The sequence below is a fragment of the Streptomyces sp. NPDC059917 genome (assembly GCF_042730635.1).
GTDB lineage: Bacteria > Actinomycetota > Actinomycetes > Streptomycetales > Streptomycetaceae > Streptomyces.
Genome location: NZ_JBHWLC010000060.1, coordinates 23,079 through 43,902, shown reverse-complemented (window position 1 = coordinate 43,902; position 20,824 = coordinate 23,079). Strand labels below are relative to the sequence as shown.

The following is a 20,824-nucleotide window of genomic DNA, read 5'->3' as shown; positions in this document are numbered from 1 at the left end:
TCCACGCTGTAGGGGATTCGTCACACTCCGCACCCACCACCAGGAGGTCCCCATGAGCGACCACGACTGCGACGACACGGCCCGCGCCAGCATGATCCGGCTGCGGGAGGCGCTCACCGCGCACGGGATCACGTTGCCCTCCCTCGGGCTGGACCTGCCGACCTTCGCCAGCGCCTACCTGATCCCACCCCTGATCAGCCTCGGCAACTGCAACGTCACCACCGCGGACCGGCTGGCCGACGTACTGCGCACGGCGTCGATGAGGCGGTAGCAGTACTGGAACGAAAGGCCCTGGGGCCCCGGCGGTGGCGCGTACTAGCCTGGCCGGGATCGATCCGATGACGTCACGTTCTACGGGGGAATCCGATGTCGTTCGACCAGGAATGGGCGCAAGTGCGCGCCTCGGTAGCCGACAAGCAGACGGGGATGCGCCTCAACCACGTGCCCGCCGAGGACGGGGGCGGGCCCGCGCCGCAAGGGGATCTCGTCGTCACCCAGCAGGACCTCGCGGCCGTCGGCGACGCGGCCTTCAAGCTGCACCAGCGGCTGGACACCGACGGGGACCACGCCAAGGCCAGTACCTACGAGGCGGCCGGGGCCATGAAGAAGGACTTCGCGCTCGGCGGCGCCCTGTCCACCGTGGCCGATGCCTGGAACACGCAGGTCAACAGCCTGATGGAGGCGTGCGCGCACATCTCCAACCACCTCGACTACACGCAGAACGCGCACGCCGAGGGCGAGCACTGGATCGCCACCCAGCTCAAGTACGAGCAGTTGGACAAGGGCTTCGAGGAAAGGGCGCACCACTGATGGACCTCGACGCACTCCGCCACGCGGACTTCGGCAAGCTCGCCACCGCCGTGGGCGACTGGTCCGCGATGGTCACCAAGCTCCAGCAGCTGTCCGAGGACGCGCGCACCGACATGGGCGGGAAGGCGGCCAAGGCGAACTGGAAGGGCGTCAACGCCACCGTGACGCGGGAGTTCATCGGCAAGACCGCCAAGGAGTTCTCGGACGCCGCGACCGAGGCGGACAGCATCCGCAACATACTCAGCGACACGCACGGCGAACTGGTCGGCTACAAGACCGAGTTGAACACCACCATCGAGCAGGCCCTCGCCCGGAACCTCACCGTGGTCGGCACCGGCAACGGCGGTTTCACGGTCACCATGAACATCCACCCGGACCGCGCCGCCAAGGGCCACCCCGTGCCCGAGCACACCGAGGCCGACGCCATCGCACTGCGCGACACCGTCCAGGGCATCCTCCAGCGCGCCACCGAGAGCGACACCACGGCGGCCCAGGCCCTGTCGATGCTGGTGAGCCAGAACCCGTACGGCTTCTCCGACGCCAGCTACTACAACCGGGACGTGGCCGCGGCGGCCATCAAGGACGCGGAGCGGATCGCGAACCTCCTCAAGACGAAGGGCGACGACCTGACGCCCGAGGAGTTCGACCAGCTGAACAGGGACCTGGCCGCCCACAAGGACGACCGCCTCTTCCAGGAGGAGTTCGCCAAGACCCTCGGCCCGCGCGGCCTGCTGGACTTCTGGGCGGACCTCTCGGACCCCTCCGACGGCGGCACCCTCCAGCGCGCCCGGCTCGACCAGCTCGGCGACTTCCAGAAGAACCTCAGCTTCACGCTGGCCGGGGCCACCCAGTCCGACAGCCCGGCCATGCGCGCCTGGGAGGACGAGATGGTCCGGCAGGGCGACCAGATGGTCCAGACGCGCGGCACCCGGGTCTACGGCTTCCAGCTGATGAGCAACCTGATGCGCAACGGCGACTGGGACAACCGCTTCCTCAACGACTACGGGAACGCGCTCGTGGCCACCGAGAAGAAGATGAAGATGCCGGACCACTACTGGAACGGCGGCGTCCCGCCGATGCCGAAGATGAACTTCATCGGCGAGGACTTCGGCCGCGACCCGATGACCGGCTTCATGACGGGCCTCGCCAACAGCCCGAACGCGGCGACCGAGTTCTTCAACACGACGCAGCCCACGGACAACGCGCAGTACGTCCTCAAGGACCGGCCCGTCTTCGACGACACCCCGCTCAACAGCCACGACGGCAACTCCTCCCGCGAGGCGACCGGCAACGCCCTGGTCGCGGCGGCGACCGGGCAGAACCCGCTCGATCCGAACGCCCAGCAGGTCGACCTGGGACCCGAGCACCGCAAGGTGCTGGACCGCTCGCTGACGTACCTCTCGCAGGCGGGGAACGACTTCCCGCCCGAGATGCGCGACGACATGGCCAAGGTGCTGTCCCGGCACAGCGACGTGGTCAACCACACCGCCAGCACGCTCGCCGACGACGCGGGCGACCCCCGCCTCCTGGACCGCAAGGAGCTGCTGGAGGTCAGCAAGCAGGTCTCCCGCGACCAGAACGCCTACGGCATGCTCAACGAGGCGATGAACCGCGAGATGGTCAACGACATCCACACGGGCGTCCCCACGGACCAGAAGGAGACCCTGCTGCGCGCCGGGGCCACCGTCGGCTTCCTGGAGGAGGCCCGGTACCAGGCGATCCAGACGGACAAGGACGACCCCAGCTGGGACGCGAAGTGGATCTACCACGGCTTCGGCTCGGCGGTGAACTTCATCCCGGTCGTCGGCGACGTCGCGCAGCGCGGCGTCGACGCGCTCGCCTACCAGTGGCAGCTCGACGAGCAGGCCCGGATCAACGCCGAGATCTCGCGGCAGAACGGCGAGACCTTCACGGTCCGCGAGCGCCAGCTCCAGGCGCTGGCCGACGAGTGGGCCGCGAGCAACCCGCACCCGGGCCAGAACCGCTACACCCTGACGCACGAGATCAACGGCGCCGCCTTCGACGGCAACCAGCGGGCCTCGGGCCTGGCGGGCAACGGATGAGCCGCCGGGGCCTGACGACGCTGGCCGCGGTCGGCCTGCTGCTCGCCCTGGCGGGCTGCGGCCAGGGCCGCGAGTACGCCGTCCCGGCGGACGCCTGCGGCGTACCGGTCGGCGCGGCGGCCCTGGACCCCCTGCTGCCACCCGGGGACGCCCTGCGGGCCGAGCCGGTCGACCTCGGGCAGGGCAGCGCCCGCTGCACGCTCTCCGTGGACGGCGAAGCGGCGCTCTCGCTCAAGACGGACGTGAGCACCGAGGTGGCGGAGCTGCCGAAGGTCGTCCAGGAGAAGCTCGCCCGCTCCGGGCACCCCGAGCAGGCCGCCGTCCCGGGCGGCGCCGAGGGCTGGGTGGCGGACTCGCTGGCCCTGGCGACCGTGAGGTGCACCTACCGGGGCGCCCCGCACGTCTTCATCGCCGAGGCGTCCGTCCCCGGCGATGGCGGGGCCTCCGAGGTCGCGCGGCGGCGCACGGCGCTCGCCGCGCTGATCACGGCGTACCTCCCGGCGGCACAGAAGGCGGCGGGCTGCGCGTGAGGCGCCCGTGCGCTGCTCGGGCGGGCCCTCTTGAGCTGCTCTCGAGCGTTTCTGGCTTGATGCTGGTCACAGTCGTCGAGCAAGGGTTGTTCTTATTACCCACGGGTAGCATCATGACATTACCGATTGGTAAGTACGAGGAACCTTCTCTCCCCGATCCTTAAAACGGAGCCGTAGCCATGGGGCACTACAAGTCGAATCTGCGCGACATCGAGTTCAACCTGTTCGAGGTGCTCGGCCGCGACAAGCTGTACGGCACCGGCCCGTTCGGGGAGATGGACACCGAGACCGCCAAGAGCGTCCTGTCCGAGCTGGCCCGCCTCGCCGAGAACGAGCTGGCCGAGTCCTTCACGGACGCCGACCGCAACCCGCCGGTCTTCGACCCGGCCACCAACACCGCGCCCGTCCCGGCGTCCTTCAAGAAGAGCTACGAAGCCTTCATGGACTCCGAGTACTGGCGCCTGGGCCTGCCCGAGGAGATCGGCGGCACCACCTCGCCCCGCTCCCTGATCTGGGGCTACGCGGAGCTGCTGCTCGGCTCGAACCCGGCCATCTGGATGTACTCCTCCGGCCCGGCGTTCGCCGGCATCCTCTTCGAAGAGGGCAACGAGGCGCAGAAGAAGGTCGCCCAGATCGCGGTCGACAAGCGCTGGGGCTCCACCATGGTCCTCACCGAGCCCGACGCGGGTTCGGACGTCGGCGCGGGCCGCACCAAGGCGATCGAGCAGGCGGACGGCTCCTGGCACATCGAGGGCGTCAAGCGCTTCATCACCTCGGGCGAGCACGACATGGAGGAGAACATCCTCCACTACGTCCTCGCGCGCCCCGAGGGCCACGGCCCGGGCACCAAGGGCCTGTCGCTCTTCCTGGTCCCGAAGTTCCACTTCGACTGGGAGACCGGCGAGCTGGGCGAGCGCAACGGCGTCTACGCCACGAACGTCGAGCACAAGATGGGCCTCAAGGCCTCGAACACCTGCGAGATGACCTTCGGCGACCAGCACCCCGCCAAGGGCTGGCTGATCGGCGACAAGCACGACGGCATCCGCCAGATGTTCATGATCATCGAGTTCGCGCGGATGATGGTCGGCACGAAGGCCATCGCCACCCTCTCCACCGGCTACCTGAACGCCCTGGAGTACGCCAAGGAGCGCGTGCAGGGTCCGGACCTGGCGAACTTCATGGACAAGACCGCGCCCAAGGTCACCATCACGCACCACCCCGACGTGCGCCGCTCGCTCATGACGCAGAAGGCGTACGCCGAGGGCATGCGCGCCCTGGTGCTCTACACCGCCTCCGTCCAGGACGAGATCCAGGTCAAGCAGGCCGCGGGCGAGGACGCCTCCTCCCTCATCGGCCTGAACGACCTGCTCCTGCCGGTCGTGAAGGGCTACGGCTCGGAGAAGTCCTACGAGCAGCTCGCCCAGTCCCTGCAGACCTTCGGCGGCTCCGGCTACCTGCAGGAATACCCGATCGAGCAGTACATCCGCGACGCCAAGATCGACACCCTCTACGAGGGCACCACGGCGATCCAGGGCCAGGACTTCTTCTTCCGCAAGATCGTCCGCGACCAGGGCGCCTCGCTGAACGTCCTCACCGAGACGATCAAGAAGTTCCTCGCCGAGGCCGTCGGCGGCGAAGAGCTCTCCGGCGCCCGCGACGCGCTGGCGAAGGCCGCCGTGGACCTGGAGGCCATCGTCGGCCAGATGGTCACCGACCTCACCGCCACCGGCGAGGACGTCAAGAACATCTACAAGGTCGGCCAGAACACCACCCGCCTGCTGATGGCCTCGGGCGACGTGATCGTCGGCTACCTGCTGCTCAAGGGCGCGGCCGTGGCCGCCGAGAAGCTCCCGACGGCCGCCGCCAAGGACGTCGCCTTCTACACGGGCAAGATCGCCGCGGCGAAGTTCTTCGCCGGTCAGGTCCTGCCGGGCGTCGCGGTCCAGCGCCAGCTGGCCGAGGCCGTCGACAACACCCTGATGGACCTCGACGAGGCCGCCTTCTAGACCCTCCCGGACACCGCCCCGCAGGAACCCAACGACGTACGCGGTGTACGCGCGCCGGCCGGACTCCCAGCTCAGCTGGGGTCCGGCCGACCGCGTGCACGGGTTGTCGGCGGTTCGTGGGACGCTCGTAGGTATGAGCGCACAGGAGCAGCACAGCAGGGGGTACTCCGTCCCGACCGGGCGGCCGTACGCCCTCAAGGAGCTGCACGCGAAGCTGGGCGCGCTCGGCGACGGCGTCCAGGACCTCTACGAGGGCGCGCACCCCGCCGAGTACGACGGCATCGCGGACGCGCTCTACACCGCCTTCCAGACGGCCTCGGCCCTGGCTCCCTCCAAGAGCTACACCGGCTGCCCGCAGCACCCCAACGGCGCCCTGGACCCGGAGGCGCCCGACGGCTGGGGCCGCTGCCTGCTCTGCAACGACCGGCGCCGGATGGGCCTGCGCGGCCGCGGCGGGGCCCCCGCCCCGGCTCCGGCGGGAGAACAGCGCCGCCTCGGCTACCCCGTGCCCGAGGGCCCGTACACGCTGGAGAAGCTCCGGCTGTACCTCCGTACGCTCGACGAATGCCGCTTCCACCTGACGATCGGCTCACCGGACGACGAGTTCGTCCGGGTCGCCGACAACCTGCACCGGGCCTTCATCGTGGCCCGCGAGCTGTCCCGCCCGCGCAACGCGTCGGGATGTGCCGAACATCCCGGCGCGCCGATGGATCCCGACGCTCCGCCCGGCGAGGCATGTATCTTCTGCGCCGGACGCAAGAGGCGCGCACAGCGCTCCGCGCAGACCCCCGAGATGCTCCCGCGCATCCGCCGGGGCGAGCGCAGGCAGCTGCAGCGCCGCTTCGAGCGTCCGCCGGGCTGAGCCGACCGGGATCGCAGTTCACACCACCACCGCGCCCTCGTCCTCCGGCTGTCCGTCGGCTATCCGCCACAGCCCGGCCATGACGAACACGACCGTCGTTAAGGTGAACCACATGAGCTCTCCCGCCCGCTTCGACCGCGGCCACACCGACGATCTGATGACCTACCTGGCGGCGAGTCCCTCGCCGTACCACGCCGTCGCCAACGCGGGCGAGCGGCTGGAAAAGGCCGGCTTCAGGCAGCTGTCGGAAACGGACGCCTGGGATTCGAGCGCAGGAGGCAAGTTCGTACTGCGCGGCGGCGCGCTCATCGCCTGGTACGTCCCCGAGAGCGCGACCCCGCACACCCCTTACCGGATCATCGGCGCGCACACCGATTCCCCCAACCTCCGCGTCAAGCCGCTTCCTGACACCGGGTCACAGGGCTGGCGGCAGATCGCCGTCGAGGTCTACGGCGGCACCCTGCTCAACACCTGGCTCGACCGCGACCTGGGCCTCGCGGGTCGGCTGACCCTGCGCGACGGCACCGAGCGGCTGGTCAACATCGACCGCGCGCTGCTGCGCGTACCGCAGTTGGCCGTGCACCTGGACCGGTCCGTCAACTCCGACGGCCTCAAGCTGGACAAGCAGCGGCACATGCAGCCGATCTGGGGTCTGGGCGAGGCGCACGAGGGCGATCTGATCGCCTTCCTGGAGGAGGAAGAGGGCCTGCCCCAGGGCGCGGTGGCGGGTTGGGACCTGATGGTCCACTCGATCGAGCCGCCGGCCTACCTGGGCCGTGACCGAGAACTGCTCGCCGGGCCGCGGATGGACAACCTGCTGTCGGTGCACGCGGGCGTCGCGGCGCTGGCCGCCGTGTCCACCGCCGAACACCTGGACCACATCCCGGTGCTGGCCGCCTTCGACCACGAGGAGAACGGCTCGCAGTCGGACACGGGCGCGGACGGACCCCTCCTGGGCAACGTGCTGGAACGTTCAGTCTTCGCGCGCGGCGGGAGCTACGAGGACCGTGCGCGCTCCTTCGCGGGCACCATCTGCCTCTCCTCCGACACCGGTCACGCGGTGCACCCCAACTACGGCGAGCGGCACGACCCGACGCACCACCCGCGCGCCAACGGCGGCCCGATCCTCAAGGTGAACGTCAACCAGCGGTACGCGACGGACGGCAGCGGGCGTGCGGTGTTCGCGGCGGCGTGCGAGCGGGCGGGCGTGCCGTGGCAGAGCTTCGTCTCCAACAACTCGATGCCCTGCGGCACCACGATCGGCCCGATCACGGCCGCGCGGCACGGCATCCAGACCGTCGACATCGGCGTCGCGATCCTCTCCATGCACAGTGCCCGCGAACTGTGCGGCGCGGATGACCCGTACCTCCTGGCGAACGCCCTGGTCTCCTTCCTGGAAGGCTGACCCACCCCCGGCGGGCGGAGCCGGGCCCAATCCAGCCTCGCCGGGGGGGGGGGGGGGGCCCCCGGCGGCGGCGGGCGGGGCCCCGCCCGGGGGGCCGGACACCACCCCCTCGCCCCGGCTTTTGGCCCCTGCGGGCCCCCCCCCCCGCCCGGGGGGGGGCGCCGCCCCCCCCCCCCCCCCCCCCCGGGCCCCCCCCCCCCCCCCGGAGGGCAGAGCCGCCGCAGGCGCCCTGTCGACGGGAACCACCCCCCGGAGGTGGCGCGGCCCGGTGGGCGCCCCCGGCCGGGTTGGCCCTCCGGGGGCGCCTCAAACGCCGGCGGGGCTGACTTGTCAGTCGTCCAGGCCCGCCAGGACCAGGGGGAGCCGGACCGCGCCGCCGTCGGCGACGCGGATCGGAACGCCCCAGTCCTGCTGGTGCATGTGGCAGGCGGGGTACTCGTTCTCCGGGTCGTCGTCACAGGAGGCCGCCATCGCGGAGACGTGCAGCACCCCCTCGCCGACCCCCTCCGCGAGCACCAGGTCCCGGAAGAGGTCCGTCCCCTGCCCCGCGCCCTCGGCCAGCAGCTCCGGCGGGGTCGAGGAGACCTGGAGCCGGGTGGAGGGCCCGTACCGGTCGTCCAGCTTCTGCCCGGTCGGGGCACGGAAGACCACGTCCAGCCGCAGCGTGCCCGGCGCGACCTCGGTGGCCGCGCGCTGCGTGCGGTGGGCCACCGACTCCACGCGCACGGCCTCCTCCGGCAGCCGCAGCCGGGTCAGCCGGTGCCGCGCGGACTCCACGACCAGGATGTCCTCGCCGACCAACACCGCGTCACTGGGCTCGCGCAGGTCGGTCGCCAGCGTGCTGACCTCGCCCGTGGCGGGGTCGTAGCGGCGCAGGGCGTGGTTGTAGGTGTCGCAGACCGCGACCGAACCGTCCGGCAGGACGGTGACCCCGAGCGGGTGCTGGAGCAGCGCCTGGTCCGCCGCGCCGTCCCGGTGCCCGAAGTCGAAGAGGCCGCTGCCGACGGCGGTCCGGATCGCGTAGCCGTCCGGCTCGCCCGCCACCGGCTCCACCCAGCGCAGCGCACTGGTCTCGGAGTCGGCGATCCACAGCCGGTCCCCGGCCGCCGCGAGCCCGGAGGGCTGCGCGAACCACGCCTCGGCGGCGGGTCCGTCGACCAGCCCCTCGTTGGTGGTACCGGCCGCCACCGCGACGGTGTCGGTCTCCGGGTCCCAGGTCCACAGCTGGTGCACACCGGCCATGGCGATCCACACCCGGCCCCGCCACCAGGCCACGTCCCACGGCGAGGACAGGTCCACCTCGCGCGCGGGCCCGGCCGTCGGCGAGCCCTGCCACCACTGGCGGCCCGTGCCCGCGACGGTCTCCACGGCTCCGGTGGCCGGGTCGAAGACGCGCAGGGCGTGGTTGACGGTGTCCGCGACCACGACCCGGCCGTCGGGCAGCAGCGCCAGGCCCTGCGGCTCGCTGAAGGCGTCGGGCCCGAAACCGCGCTCCCCGTTGCCGATCCGCCGCACCACGGACTCGCCGTCGGCGGCCAGCTCCACGAGCTGGTGCCGGGTCGAGTCGGACACCAGGACGTTCCCGGAGGGCAGCACGAGCGCCTTGCCGGGGAAGCGCAGGTCGGTCGCGACCGGCGCCGGGGCCACGTACGGCCCGTCCCCGCGCCGCAGGGTGCCCTTCGCCGCGTGTTCCGCCTCCAGCTCCTCGACGAGCCGCGCGATGGCGTGCGCGTGCCCCTCACCGGCGTGCTGCGCGACGATGTACCCCTCCGGGTCGATCACCACGAGCGTGGGCCAGGCGCGGACGGCGTACTGCTTCCAGGTGGCCAGCTCGGGGTCGTCGAGGACCGGGTGGTGGACCTCGTAGCGCTCGACGGCGTCGACGACGGCCTGGTGCTCGGCCTCGTGCACGAACTTCGGCGAGTGCACGCCGATGATCACGACGGTGTCCCGGTGCTTCTCCTCCAGCTCCCGCAGCTCGTCGAGGACGTGCAGGCAGTTGATGCAGCAGAAGGTCCAGAAGTCGAGGATGACGATCCGTCCTCGCAGGTCGGCGAGGGTGTAGGAGGTGTCACCGGTGTTGAGCCAGCCGCCCTTGCCGATCAGCTCGGGGGCACGGACTCGGGCGCGACGGGGTGCGGACGCGGCAGGATTCATGCGTCAAGGGTGCCATCAGCCCAGGAAGGACCGCAGCGAGGCCACCAGGGCGTTCACGAAGGCGTCACGGACGGGCTCCGGGAGCAGCTCCAGGGACAGGTAGGGGTTCAGGTCCTCCAGCTCGACCAGCAGGAGTTCGCCCGACGGGGCGCGGCAGGCGTCGACCCGCTGGATCCCGTGGGTCAGGGTGTTCCAGCCGATGAAGGTGCGGGCGAAGTCGAGGTCCGCGGGGCTCGGCTCGTAGGGCTCCAGGTCCCAGCGGCGGTCCGGGTCGGGCGCGTACAGGGCGTACTGGAAGGCGTCGTCGACGAAGTAGAAGGACACCTCGTGGACGAAGTCGATCCGGGGCTGGACCAGGAGCGAGCCGGGGGCGGCCCCCTGCTGCGCGAGGTGCGCGGCCGGGTCGGCGGTGAAGGCCAGGCCGATCGAGTCGGCGCCCTGGCGGGGCTTGACGGCGTACTCGGCCACCTGCGGCAGCAGGTGCAGGTCGGCGGGGTCGTCGACGGTGGGTATCACCGGATGGCCCGACCGGGTGAGGTCCAGCAGGTACTGCTTGCCGGCCATGTCGGCGCGGCCGGTGAGCGGGTTGTAGACCCGGGCCCCGGTGGCCAGGGCGTGGGCGCGGAAGGCGTCGTAGGCCTCCTGGTGGTGCAGGACGGGCCCGCTGTTGCGGACGATCACCGCGTCGAAGCCGGGCATCAGGGCCCGCGCGTCGAGCGGGTGGCACAGGGCGAGGGGGAACTCCTCGCGCAGTCGCGAGGTGAGGAACACGTCCTCGTCGCCGTAGCGGCGGCCGCGCGCCGGGTAGGCCAGGTCGGTCACGTAGAGGAGAGGCATGGCGGCAACCTATCGCGGGCAGCGATGACGGCATGAAATACCTGGTTCGGGACAAAGTGCTGGCCATCGGCGACGACTACTGGGTCGAGGACGAGGCGGGCCGCCACGCCTACCTGGTCGACGGGAAGGCGCTGCGCGTCCGCGACACCCTGGAGCTGAAGGACCCGGACGGCCGGATCCTGATCACGCTGCGCGAGAAGATGTTCAGCTTCCGCGACGCGATGACCCTGGAGCGGGACGGGGAGCAGCTCGCCGTCATCCGCAAGAAGCGGCTCTCGCTGCTGCGCAACCACTACCGCGTGACCCTGTCCGAGGGGACCGTCCTCGACGTCAGCGGGCGGATCCTGGACCGCGAGTTCAAGGTCGAGTACGAGGGCGAGCTGCTGTCGCTGATCTCCCGCCAGTGGTACCGGGTCCGCGAGACGTACGCCGTGGACGTGATCCGGGAGGAGGCGGACGCGGCGCTGCTGCTCGCGGTGGCCGTGTGCGTGATCAGGATGGCCGAGAAGGAGCGCGAGGAGCGGGACGAGGACCGGGCGGACGAACGGGAGGCGGCCCGGGACGGCGAACGCCGCCGGGGCGGGGGCTGAGCACCGGCCGCGGGCCCCGTGGGGGCGCGGCGGCCGGTGCGGGCGGGCGCTAGGTCGTCTCTTTCGGATCTTGCCGGTCAGGCCCGCGTCGTCCGGTGCCGTGCCTCGGCGTGCTGCCGGGGCTGCCGTGTACTGGAGGTACTCGGTTGCCCCGGCAGTGCGGCGAGGTGCGGTGCCGGGCGGCGCGGGCCAGGCAAGATCCGAAAGAGACGGCCTAGGAGGTGGCCCAGGTGCCGCGGGCCGGGGGGCGGATGCCGAGCATCCGGTCCTTCAGCGCCGGGAACTGCTCCCGGGTCTCCGCCACCTTGGCCGGGTCCAGATCCACGGTCAGCACCTCCTCGCCCGGACCCGCCTCGGCGATCACCTCGCCCCACGGGTCCACCACCAGGCTGTGTCCCGCCTGCTCGACCCCGGCGTGCGTCCCGGCGGTGCAGCAGGCGAGGACGTACGCCTGGTCCTCGACGGCGCGCGCCCGGTTCAGCAGGGTCCAGTGCGCGCGGCGGCGGGCGGGCCAGCCCGCGGCCACCACCAGGGTCTGCGCGCCCGCGTCGACCAGCCCGCGGAAGAGCTCCGGGAAGCGCAGGTCGTAGCACGTGGCGATGCCGAGCACGGTCTGCGGCAGGGTGACCGTCGTCAGCGAGCCGCCCGCCGCCATCAGCACGGCCTCGCCCTGGTCGAAGCCGAAGCGGTGGATCTTGCGGTACGTGGCCGCCAGCTCGCCCTCGGGGGACAGCACGAGGGTGGTGTTGTAGAGGGAGCCGTCACCGGAGCGTTCCACGACCGAACCGGCGTGCAGCCAGACCCCGGCGTCGCGCGCCGCCTTCGACATCACCTCGAAGGTGGGGCCGTCCAGCGGCTCCGCCTCCGTCTCGAACTGCTCGTAGGAGAAGGCGCCCACGCCCCACAGTTCCGGCAGCACCACCAGGTCGGAGCCGCTCTGTTCGCGGACGAGGTCCGCCACCCGGGCACGTCGGGAAACCACCGACTCGCCCTCGTTCACCGCGATTTGGATCAGGGAGGCGCGCACACTACCACCGTTCTGGCATGGAAGCCGTCAACTCGGGGCCTACGATCGTCACACGAAAGCACTGCCGGGGTGCTCAACGGCAGCGTAACTTTGACAAGGCCGCCGCCCGCCAGTCCGACCGTCCACAACGCGCCACTGAACAGCACGCGAGGGGTCCCGTTGACCGTCCATCCCAGCCTTCAGCCCTATGTCGATGCGTGGACCCACTCCATCGAGGCGATATCCGAACTGGTCCTCCCCTTGGCGGAGGCCGAATGGAACCGGGCGACCCCGTGCCCCAACTGGTCGGTCCGTGACGTCGTGTCACACATCATCGGCATCGAGTGCGAGCAGCTCGGCGACCCCCGCCCGATCCACACCCTCCCCCGGGACCTGCGCCACGTGGTGGACGAGTTCACCCGGTACATGGAGGTCCAGGTGGACGTCCGGCGCCACCACACCGCCCCCGAGATGACGTCGGAGCTGGAGTACACCGTCATCCGGCGGATGCGGCAGCTGCGCAACGAGAAGCGGGACCCGGCCACCACGATGGTGCGCGGACCGCTGGGCGATCAGGTGACCCTGGAGCTGGCGCTGCGGCTGCGGGCCTTCGACGTGTGGATCCACGAGCAGGACCTGCGGGCCGCGCTGGGCGTCCCGGGGAACTGGGACTCCCCCGGCGCGCTGGTGGCCCGGGACATGCTGCTGGCGGGGCTCCCGAAGGTCGTCGCGAAGCACGCGGGCGCCCCGGCGGGCTCGGCGGTGGTGCTGGACGTGCACGGGACCCTGGAGTTCATGCGGACGGTCCGGATCGACGCCGAGGGCCGCGGCACGATGGACAACTCGCCCTCGCTGGGCCCCGCGGTGACGCTGGTGATGGACTGGGAGACCTACGTCCGCCTCGCCGCGGGCCGCGGCCGCTGGCACACCCACGCGGACCGCGTGAAGATCGAGGGCGACCCGGAACTGGCCGAAGCGATCCTCTCCCACTTCGCGGTCACCCCGTAGCCCACCCCAGCCGGGGGCCCGGCCGAAACCAGTCCCGCTACAGACGGGCCCGGCCAAATCCAGCCCCGCCGGCGTTTGAGGCGCCGCCGGAGGCACCTCGAGCCGACCGGCACTCGAGGGCGCCCACGGACCAGCCCGACCACGCACGGCGGCGGCGGGGACGCCCCCGCGTCAGACCTCGACCACGGCGGCTCCGGCCACCGGAACCCCCGACCCCCCGACGGAGCCACCCCGCTCCCCCTCCCGACGCAACGCCCGCCCCCGCAACCGCAGGATCTGCGACACCCCCAGCACCTCCAGCACGAAGACCGAGGAGAACGCGACCCGATAGTCGTCCCCGGTCGCGTCCAACAGCACCCCCACCGCCAGCAGCGTCGTCATCGAAGCGATGAACCCGCCCATGTTGGTGATCCCGGAGGCCGTCCCCTGCCGCGCCGGCGGATTCGCCGGACGCGCGAAGTCGAAGCCGATCATCGACGCCGGCCCGCACGTCCCCAGCACCACGCACAGCGCGACCAGCAGCCACATCGGCGCCCGCTCCCCCGGATACACCAGCACCGCGCCCCACATCAGCGCCGTCACCCCCACCGTGCCGAGCGCCAGCGGGATCCGCGCGGCCTGCCGACGCCCCACCAACTGCCCGTAGACCAGGCCGAAGCCCATGTTCGCGACGACGATCAGCGTCAGCAGCCCGCCCGCCCCGCCGCGCGACAGCCCCTGCGCCTCGACCAGGAACGGCATCCCCCACAGCAGCAGGAACACCATCGCCGGGAACTGCGTCGTGAAGTGCACCCACAGCCCGAGCCGGGTCCCGGGCTCGCGCCAGGATTCGGCGATCTGACGGCGTACGTAGCCCCCTTCGCCCCGCGCCACCGGCGCCGGCGCGTGCCCCTCGGGGTGGTCGCGCAGGAACAGCAGCAGCGGCACCAGCACCACGAGCCCCGCCACCGCGCTGCCCGCGAAGGCCGGCACCCAGCCCACCCCGTGCAGTACGGGCGCCAGCACCAGCGTGGAGACGAGGTTGCCCGCCATCCCCACCAGCCCGGCGAGCTGCGCCATCAGCGGCCCCTGCCGGGCGGGGAACCAGCGGGTGCCCAGCCGCAGCACCGAGATGAAGGTCATGGCGTCGCCGCAGCCCAGCAGGGCACGCGCGGCCAGCGCCGTCCCGTAGGACGGGGAGAGCGCGAAGCCGATCTGGCCGGCCGTGAAGAGCACCGCGCCGAGCGTGAGCACCTTCTTCGTGCCGAGCCGGTCCACCATCAGGCCGACGGGTATCTGCATGCCCGCGTACACGAGCAGTTGGAGCAGCGAGAAGGTGGACAGGGCCGAGGCGCTCACGTGGAAGCGGTCGGCCGCGTCCAGGCCCGCGACGCCCAGGCTGGTGCGGAAGATGACGGCGACGAAGTAGACGGCGACGCCGATGGACCAGACGAAGACGGCCCGCCGCCCGCCCGGCGGGTCCTTCGGCAGGTGGGGCGCGGGCGGCAGGACGGCGGGGGCCGCCGGAACGGGCACGGAGGCGCTCATCGCGCGTCACCCCGGACCAGGGCCGCGACCCGTCCGACGTGCCCGCGCACCGCCGCGGCCGCGCCCTCGCCGTCCCCGGCGCGCAGCGCGTCCAGGATCTCGGCGTGTTCGGCGAGGGTCTTCGCGATCCGCTCGGGGTGCGCGTGCAGCAGCCGGGCGCCCATCCGCAGCTGCCGGTCGCGCAGCTGGTCGTAGAGCCGGGACAGGATCTGGTTGCCGGCGCTGCGGACGATCTCGGCGTGGAAGCAGCGGTCGGCGACGATCAGCGCGCTCAGGTCGCCGCTCGCGGCGTGCCCGCGCTGCTCCTCGATCAGCTGCGCGAGCCGCTCCAGCAGGGCGGGCGCGGCCGGTACGGCCCGCCGGACCGTGAACTCCTCGACGAGCAGCCGGGTCTCGACGACGTCGGCGATCTCCTGCGCGGAGACGGCCAGGACCAGCGCGCCCTTCTTCGGGTAGAGCTTGATCAGCCCTTCCGTCTCCAGACGCAGCAGCGCCTCGCGCACGGGCGTGCGCGAGACGCCCACCGCGTCGGCGAGTTCGCCCTCGGTGAGCAGGGTCCCGCCTTCGTAGCGGCGTTCGAGCACGCCGTTCTTGACGTGCTGGTAGACGCGTTCGGCGGCCGTGGGCGCGAGGGTGGCGGATGGCATGCGCACAGCATAGATACAACAGAGGTGCAACCGGCCGCCCGTCCGGGATGTGGACACCCCGGGCCTAGTCCGCCGCCTCGACCTCGACCTCCAGCACGAACTCGTCGTACGGCGCCTCGTCGGGGTAGGGCGGCCGGACCTGGGCGAAGCGGATCCGCGCCCGCCCGCCGGGGCACCGGCCGCGCACGACGTACGTCCGCTCCACCGGCGCGCCGGGCAGCACGGGCGCCGCCTCCGCGCCGCCGGAGGGTCCCTCGGCCACCTCCACCGCGTCCGCGTCGCCCATCACCTGCCAGGTCCACACGTACCCGCGCGCCCCGCGCCCGGTGAGGCGCAGGACGTACGCCTCACCGACGCGGAGCGCCACCGTCCGTACCTCCACCGGGGCCCCTTCGCTCACTCGCCGCACCTCAGGCGGGACCGATCACCGGCCCCTCGTGCCATCCCGCGCCGTCGCGCCAGTAGTGCTGGAGCCGGCGGTCGGTGCGCAGGACGATGACCTCCAGATTGAACCCGAAGCTGCCCTGCAGCATCCCGGTGACCGCGAGCGCGTCGTGCCCGAAGACCGCGCTGCGGTTCCAGGCCGCGCCCGCCGTGTTCCCCCGCCACCAGTGCTCGATCCGGCCGCCGGCCGCCACGCACAGCTCGTAGTTGCCGGCCGTGTCCTCGTCGACGGCTCCGTACTGGCCCTCGATCAGGCAGGGCGCGGAGGTGATCCCGGTGCCGAAGAGCTCTCCCGCGCGCCAGGCGAAGCCGTTCGGGTCGTCGCGCCACCACAGCTGCATGCGCCCGTCGGTACGGGTGGCCACCAGGTCCAGGTGTCGGCCGCGGGTCTGGACCAGGGCGGGCCCGTAGTGGGCGATGCCCGAGGCGAAGCGGCCGCCGTCGTTCCAGGTCCAGGGCGAGCCGTTGATCCGCCACCAGTGGTTGAGGCGACCGTCGGCGGTCCGCAGGACCACCTCGAAGTTGCCCGGCTTGCCGTAGTCGCTCTGGATGAACCCCGGCGTGGTGCCGACCGCCGCGTCGGAGGGGCCGAAGATGCCCGCGTCGCGCCAGGTGCCGCCGGACTGGTCGTAGAACCAGTGGTGCAGCCGCCCGCCCGTGGTGACGTGCACCGATTCCAGGTTCCGGTTGTAGGTGGTGCTCGTGAAGGCGGGCAGCCCGGAGGCGTCGCTGCCGAAGGCCGCGGCGCGGGCCCACGGGAAGGGTGCGTCGCCCTCCCGCCACCAGTGCTGGAGCCGCCCGCCGCCGGTCGTCGCGAGCATCTCGAAGTTGCGGTGCGCACGGCCGTTGCCGCTCTCGAAGACGTTCCCGGTGTGCAGGCGGCGCTTGGTCCACGGGTCGGCGTTGGTGCCGCGCAGCCCGCACTTGGCCCAGTAGTCGATCTTCACCTCGCCGTAGGCGATCCGCCCGTAGCCCCCCACGTGGTAGCCCGTGCCCCAGGAGTTCTTGAAGAGCCAGCACCCGGCCGCGTCGTCGTAGCCGACGATCAGCACGCAGTGGCCGCCCGCGTAGTGGTCGCTGGTGCGCCGGTAGACGCCGGAGCCGAGCCCGAAGAAGTCGTCGTAGACGTCGAAGCAGGCCGTCATCGGGCCGACCGTGTCCAGCCAGACCTTCTGCTGCTCCACGTCGCCGAGCCGGACGTAGTCGGCGATCCGCACGGTCCGGCCGGACCGGTCCCAGCTGGGCGTGTAGTCCGCCCGCCAGGCGTCGCGGCGGTCGGCGGGCACGGAGGGCGGCGGGGTCGTGTACGGATAGCAGTCCGGGTCGCAGATGCCCCCGTTGACCTTGATCCAGTCCAACGCGGTCTCGGGGTTGCTGCCCTGGCCGCAGCTGAACTTCAGGCCGTCGTGCACGTCCCCCTCGGAGCGCTCGGCCCACACCGCGTGCTCGATCCGCGCCATCGACTCGACCAGGCCGGTCGCGCCGAAGGCCCAGCAGGAGCCGCACGGGTTCTGGTCCTTGACCTTGGTGATCCAGGGCCAGCCCCAGCGGTTGCGCCAGTCGACGGCGGCCGGTCGGGCCCCGACGACCGGCGGCTCCGTCTCCGGCAGCAGGCCGTGCGCCGCCCGGCGCCGGGTGAGGTCGCGGTTCGCGCTCTCGCGGCCGATGAGCGCCCGCAGGTCCACGGGGCCCGCCTCGGCGGCGGGCGTGAGGTTGGCCCCCGGCTCCAGGCCCAGGGAGGGCCGCGGAACGGCTTGGCGGTCGGCGAGGTGCTCGCTCACCGTCCACGAGGCCCCGGCTCCGGCGAGCTGGGCCCGCAGCTCCCCGGCGAGCTGGACGCGGACGGTGCGGTGCGGGTCGGCCCCGCCGTTGCGGTCGTGCGGGTCGTGCGGGTCGTTCTGGTCGTGCTGGTCGGACTGCTCCGGCATACCGGTCCCCCCAGATGCGTACGGATGCGAGGTCCCGGAGCGTCCATCCGGCGCGCGCCGCCGTCAAGGGGGTCCGCACGGTGGCACCGGGGCACGGGGGGAGCACCGGTGCACGACGTCCTTGCGGAAGGTCAGCCCCCCGTACCCGCGCCCCCGCCACCGGGTGTCGGGGCGGGGACGTAGGGGCCGTACGGGACGGGGCCGGGGTCCAGCCGGTCGAAGGCGCGCCTGCGGTCCTGGTCGTGCGAGGCGTGGCTGGCGACGCTCAGGCCGATCTTGTCGGCGAAGTCGTCCAGGCCCTGGACCAGCTCGGCGGCCTTGCGGGCCACGGTCTCCTGGGCCCGGTCCATCGCCGCGCCGGCCTCCCGGAACACGTCGTCCCCGTGCAGGGAGGTCAGGCGCCCGGGCGCGACGCCGCGGAAGGTGCCCACCGCCGTGCCGAAGGCGGTGGTCGAGGTCCCCAGGCCGCTCCGGGCCTGCGCGAACTCGTCGTCGTCGATGACCACGCCCTGGTCCTGCTCCGGGGCGATCTTCCCCGACTCGAACCCGTCGGTCAGACCGGCCTCCAGGTTCGCGAGGACGGCGTCCACGTCCTTGATCGTCCGGTAGAGCTCGTGCGCCGTCGCGGTCAGGACCTGGCGGACCGCCGACCGGGCCTGTGCCACGACCGCCGTCTGCGACGCCCCGCCGGTCAGCACCGCCCCCGGGGCGGCCACGATGCTCTGCACCGAGGCGCTGGCGAGTACGTCCCTGATGCCCGTCTTGCACTGGAGGACCAGGCCGTCGAAGGTGGCGGCCGCACCCGAGAGCTGCCCGCAGGCCTCGTTGAGCGTCCGCATCCCGCGGGTCTTGAACGCCGTCCAGGAGGCGTCGATCGCGGCGACGGTCTCGCCCCTGCTGCGGCCGCCCACGATGTGGCCGATGGCGGCGTTGCCGCCCGTGTTCAGCTTCTCGATCGCGGTGCACAGCGCCGCGTAGTCCGTGCCCGCGCTCTCCAGCTGGCTCTCGTCGGCCGGGGGCCACGTCACCCCGACGATCTCCCGAGCCGCTTCTAACGCCGGATCCAAACCCATCCCCATGCGGTGTGACCCCCCACTGGTTCGACTGAGTCCGCCCAGCCTGACCAGCTACTGACTGACCGTCAATCCCCGGGCGGAGTCGGGTTTCCGGCCCCGCCCGGGGAGATCGCGGCGCCCGGCTACTCGACGGGCAGGGCCGGGGCCGGGACCGGGAGGGCGGGGGCCGGGACGGGCAGCGCGGGGGCCGGGACGGGGAGCGCAGGGGCCGGGACGGGGAGCGCGGGGAGTCCGCCGCCGGTCAGGAGCGCCGCGACCAGGGCGGTCAGGGACGTCACGACGTCGGTGGACTTGGCCGTGGCGTCGGTCGAGCAGCCACAGGGGCCCGAGGCCTTGAGCAGCCCGTCGACGGACTTCTTGAGGTTCTCCACGGCGACGCCGACCAGGTCCAGGGGGCCCGCCTTCGCCCCGGCGGCGACGGCCGAGACCACCGGAAGCTTGGGCGCCTCCACCGGGAGCTTCGGGGCCTCCACCGGGAGCTTGGGCGCGTCGACCGGGAGCTTCGGGGCGTCGACGGGCAGCTTCGGGGCGTCCACCGGGAGCTTCGGCACCTCGACCGGCGGCTTCGGGAGGTCGACCGGGGGCTTCGGCAGGTCGACCGGCGGCTTCGGCAGGTCCGCCGGGGGCTTCGGCAGCTTGGCGAGGGCGTCGTCGACCGCCTTCTTCAGCTTGGCCGCGTCCGCCTCGGGGATCTTCCCGTCGGGAGCCTTGAGCACGGCGGAGATCAGGTCGGTGACGGTCTTGAGGACCTCGCCGGTCACGCCGAGGGACGCGACCTGCTGTTGCAGCGCGTCCGTCCCCGGGATGGCCCGGGACGAACCGGGGGCGACGGGCTTGCGCACGTCCTGGGAGGCCGCCCCGGCGAGGCCGGAGGACGCGGCCAGCAGGGACACGCAGAGGACTGCGGGGACGGTGTAGCGGGTGAAGCGGCGCAACGTTCTCTCCTGTCGGGCGCGATGACGGCATGGGACGTACCGTCGCAACCCACTTCACGGACACCCCGTCAGATCCCGCAACTCGACGCCCTGCGGCCCGCGCTGGGACACGCCGAGCAACTGGCGCACCCACCCCTGTGACCAGCGGCGATGGCGTCACCCCCGGTGCGTGCTGCACCCTCGTGAACGGGTGCGGGCGAGCAGCCCGCCGGGATCCGGCTACGGAAGCCGCGGCCGGACCCGCGTCCACGCGTCCACGGCCGCGGCCAGGGGGTCGTCCGGCGCGAGGTGCGGCCGAACCAGCGCGAGCCACGGCAGCAGGTTCTTGATCCGGCGCAGGTGCAGGATGCGGGCCTTGGGCAGGTCGCGCCAGGAGCGGGCCTCCCCGGCCGCAGCCCCCGGGGTCAGGTCGATCAGCGCCAGCAGGTCCCGGCAGAGCGCCGCCGGGTCCCCGCCGGGCCCGGGGCCGAACTGCTGGATGAGGTAGCCGCGTACGGCCGCCTCCTCGGCGGCGGCCACCAGCGCGTCCTCCCCCGCCCGGGCGGCCTTGCGCCGGGTCGCCGCCACCGCGACGCGGCCCCAGCGCAGCCGCGCCCCGTCCGGCAGCCGGGCGTCCCGCGCCCGGCCCATGGCCAGCGCGCGCAGCTCCAGCGGCCTGGGCTCGTCCTCCAGCGGCGGATCGGTGGCCAGCCAGGCCTCCAGCTCGCCCAGCGCGTGCCCGTCGGGCGGCACCGCGGTCAGTACCTGGCCCCGGGTGAGCAGGGCGACCACGGCGCCGGTCAGGTGCACCGTGGCCACGTTGCCCGCGGCGAAGAAGGCCACGGGGCGCCCGTACCGCTCGATCCGGCGCAGCCCCAGCCTCGATTCCCCGGCCGCGTAGACCTGTCCGGCCCGCGCGACCCCGCCCACACAGCGCACGACGCACACGCCACCGGACACGTCCGCCTCTTCGACGGAGTACACCTGCAACTCGGCGATCGACACCCCGGCCCC

General features: G+C 72.4%; 19 protein-coding genes. 9 read left to right on the top strand and 10 right to left on the bottom strand.

Annotation, left to right across the window (positions count from 1 at the left end; all coding sequences use genetic code 11):
- The first annotated feature begins 52 nt into the window (after nucleotides 1–52).
- From ACFWAR_RS28935 to ACFWAR_RS28905, 7 genes are all read left to right on the top strand, one after another.
- Nucleotides 53–271, top strand: coding sequence for a hypothetical protein (locus ACFWAR_RS28935; protein ID WP_385783181.1), 219 nt, complete (start codon nucleotides 53–55; stop codon nucleotides 269–271).
- Nucleotides 272–366: 95 nt separating this feature from the next.
- Entirely contained in the window at nucleotides 367–810 is a 444-nt protein-coding gene (locus ACFWAR_RS28930; protein WP_385783178.1) for a hypothetical protein, read from the top strand.
- Entirely contained in the window at nucleotides 810–2,873 is a 2,064-nt protein-coding gene (locus ACFWAR_RS28925) for a hypothetical protein (protein WP_385783175.1), read from the top strand. The genes ACFWAR_RS28930 and ACFWAR_RS28925 overlap by 1 nt, the downstream gene beginning before the upstream one ends.
- Nucleotides 2,870–3,403, top strand: a complete 534-nt coding sequence (locus ACFWAR_RS28920; RefSeq protein WP_385783173.1) for a hypothetical protein — start codon at nucleotides 2,870–2,872, stop codon at nucleotides 3,401–3,403. The genes ACFWAR_RS28925 and ACFWAR_RS28920 overlap by 4 nt, the downstream gene beginning before the upstream one ends.
- 179 nt (nucleotides 3,404–3,582) lie before the next feature.
- Nucleotides 3,583–5,409 (top strand): acyl-CoA dehydrogenase, encoded by a 1,827-nt coding sequence (locus ACFWAR_RS28915; protein ID WP_385783170.1) that lies wholly within the window; start codon nucleotides 3,583–3,585, stop codon nucleotides 5,407–5,409.
- A gap of 133 nt (nucleotides 5,410–5,542) precedes the next feature.
- Nucleotides 5,543–6,271, top strand: a complete 729-nt coding sequence (locus tag ACFWAR_RS28910) for a hypothetical protein (RefSeq protein WP_385783167.1) — start codon at nucleotides 5,543–5,545, stop codon at nucleotides 6,269–6,271.
- Between the two features lie 112 nt (nucleotides 6,272–6,383).
- Nucleotides 6,384–7,676: a M18 family aminopeptidase gene (locus ACFWAR_RS28905; RefSeq protein ID WP_385783164.1), complete on the top strand. Its 1,293-nt coding sequence runs from the start codon at nucleotides 6,384–6,386 to the stop codon at nucleotides 7,674–7,676.
- Between the two features lie 330 nt (nucleotides 7,677–8,006).
- Here ACFWAR_RS28905 and ACFWAR_RS28900 read toward each other — a convergent pair whose 3' ends face one another.
- Together ACFWAR_RS28900 and ACFWAR_RS28895 are read right to left on the bottom strand one after the other, a co-directional pair.
- Nucleotides 8,007–9,833 (bottom strand): NHL domain-containing thioredoxin family protein, encoded by a 1,827-nt coding sequence (locus ACFWAR_RS28900; RefSeq protein ID WP_385783161.1) that lies wholly within the window; start codon nucleotides 9,831–9,833, stop codon nucleotides 8,007–8,009.
- A 15-nt stretch (nucleotides 9,834–9,848) separates the two neighbouring features.
- Nucleotides 9,849–10,670: a hypothetical protein gene (locus ACFWAR_RS28895; RefSeq protein WP_385783158.1), complete on the bottom strand. Its 822-nt coding sequence runs from the start codon at nucleotides 10,668–10,670 to the stop codon at nucleotides 9,849–9,851.
- A 32-nt stretch (nucleotides 10,671–10,702) separates the two neighbouring features.
- Here ACFWAR_RS28895 and ACFWAR_RS28890 point away from each other — a divergent pair, with 32 nt between their 5' ends.
- A complete protein-coding gene (locus ACFWAR_RS28890) occupies nucleotides 10,703–11,260 on the top strand; it encodes an LURP-one-related/scramblase family protein (RefSeq protein ID WP_385783155.1) in 558 nt (185 codons plus the stop codon).
- Between the two features lie 214 nt (nucleotides 11,261–11,474).
- Here ACFWAR_RS28890 and ACFWAR_RS28885 read toward each other — a convergent pair whose 3' ends face one another.
- Complete coding sequence (locus ACFWAR_RS28885; protein ID WP_385783152.1) at nucleotides 11,475–12,287, bottom strand: carbon-nitrogen family hydrolase; 813 nt, start codon at nucleotides 12,285–12,287, stop codon at nucleotides 11,475–11,477.
- Between the two features lie 159 nt (nucleotides 12,288–12,446).
- Here ACFWAR_RS28885 and ACFWAR_RS28880 point away from each other — a divergent pair, with 159 nt between their 5' ends.
- Nucleotides 12,447–13,274, top strand: coding sequence for a maleylpyruvate isomerase family mycothiol-dependent enzyme (locus ACFWAR_RS28880; RefSeq protein ID WP_385783148.1), 828 nt, complete (start codon nucleotides 12,447–12,449; stop codon nucleotides 13,272–13,274).
- A 171-nt stretch (nucleotides 13,275–13,445) separates the two neighbouring features.
- On the opposite strand, the gene ACFWAR_RS28875 is transcribed toward ACFWAR_RS28880, so the two are convergent.
- From ACFWAR_RS28875 to ACFWAR_RS28845, 7 genes are all read right to left on the bottom strand, one after another.
- The gene (locus ACFWAR_RS28875; RefSeq protein WP_385783145.1) at nucleotides 13,446–14,801 is read right to left on the bottom strand and encodes a nitrate/nitrite transporter; all 1,356 of its coding nucleotides are present in this window, start codon (nucleotides 14,799–14,801) and stop codon (nucleotides 13,446–13,448) included.
- The gene (locus tag ACFWAR_RS28870; RefSeq protein ID WP_385783142.1) at nucleotides 14,798–15,448 is read right to left on the bottom strand and encodes a GntR family transcriptional regulator; all 651 of its coding nucleotides are present in this window, start codon (nucleotides 15,446–15,448) and stop codon (nucleotides 14,798–14,800) included. The genes ACFWAR_RS28875 and ACFWAR_RS28870 overlap by 4 nt, the downstream gene beginning before the upstream one ends.
- A gap of 64 nt (nucleotides 15,449–15,512) precedes the next feature.
- Complete coding sequence (locus ACFWAR_RS28865) at nucleotides 15,513–15,848, bottom strand: protease inhibitor I42 family protein (protein ID WP_385783139.1); 336 nt, start codon at nucleotides 15,846–15,848, stop codon at nucleotides 15,513–15,515.
- A gap of 10 nt (nucleotides 15,849–15,858) precedes the next feature.
- On the bottom strand, nucleotides 15,859–17,820 hold the full coding sequence (locus ACFWAR_RS28860) for a C1 family peptidase (protein ID WP_385783136.1): 1,962 nt from the start codon (nucleotides 17,818–17,820) through the stop codon (nucleotides 15,859–15,861).
- Between the two features lie 131 nt (nucleotides 17,821–17,951).
- Nucleotides 17,952–18,848, bottom strand: coding sequence for a hypothetical protein (locus ACFWAR_RS28855; protein ID WP_385783133.1), 897 nt, complete (start codon nucleotides 18,846–18,848; stop codon nucleotides 17,952–17,954).
- A 170-nt stretch (nucleotides 18,849–19,018) separates the two neighbouring features.
- Nucleotides 19,019–19,831: a hypothetical protein gene (locus ACFWAR_RS28850; protein ID WP_385783130.1), complete on the bottom strand. Its 813-nt coding sequence runs from the start codon at nucleotides 19,829–19,831 to the stop codon at nucleotides 19,019–19,021.
- A 219-nt stretch (nucleotides 19,832–20,050) separates the two neighbouring features.
- Nucleotides 20,051–20,815, bottom strand: a complete 765-nt coding sequence (locus tag ACFWAR_RS28845; RefSeq protein ID WP_385783127.1) for a hypothetical protein — start codon at nucleotides 20,813–20,815, stop codon at nucleotides 20,051–20,053.
- Nucleotides 20,816–20,824: the final 9 nt, after the last annotated feature.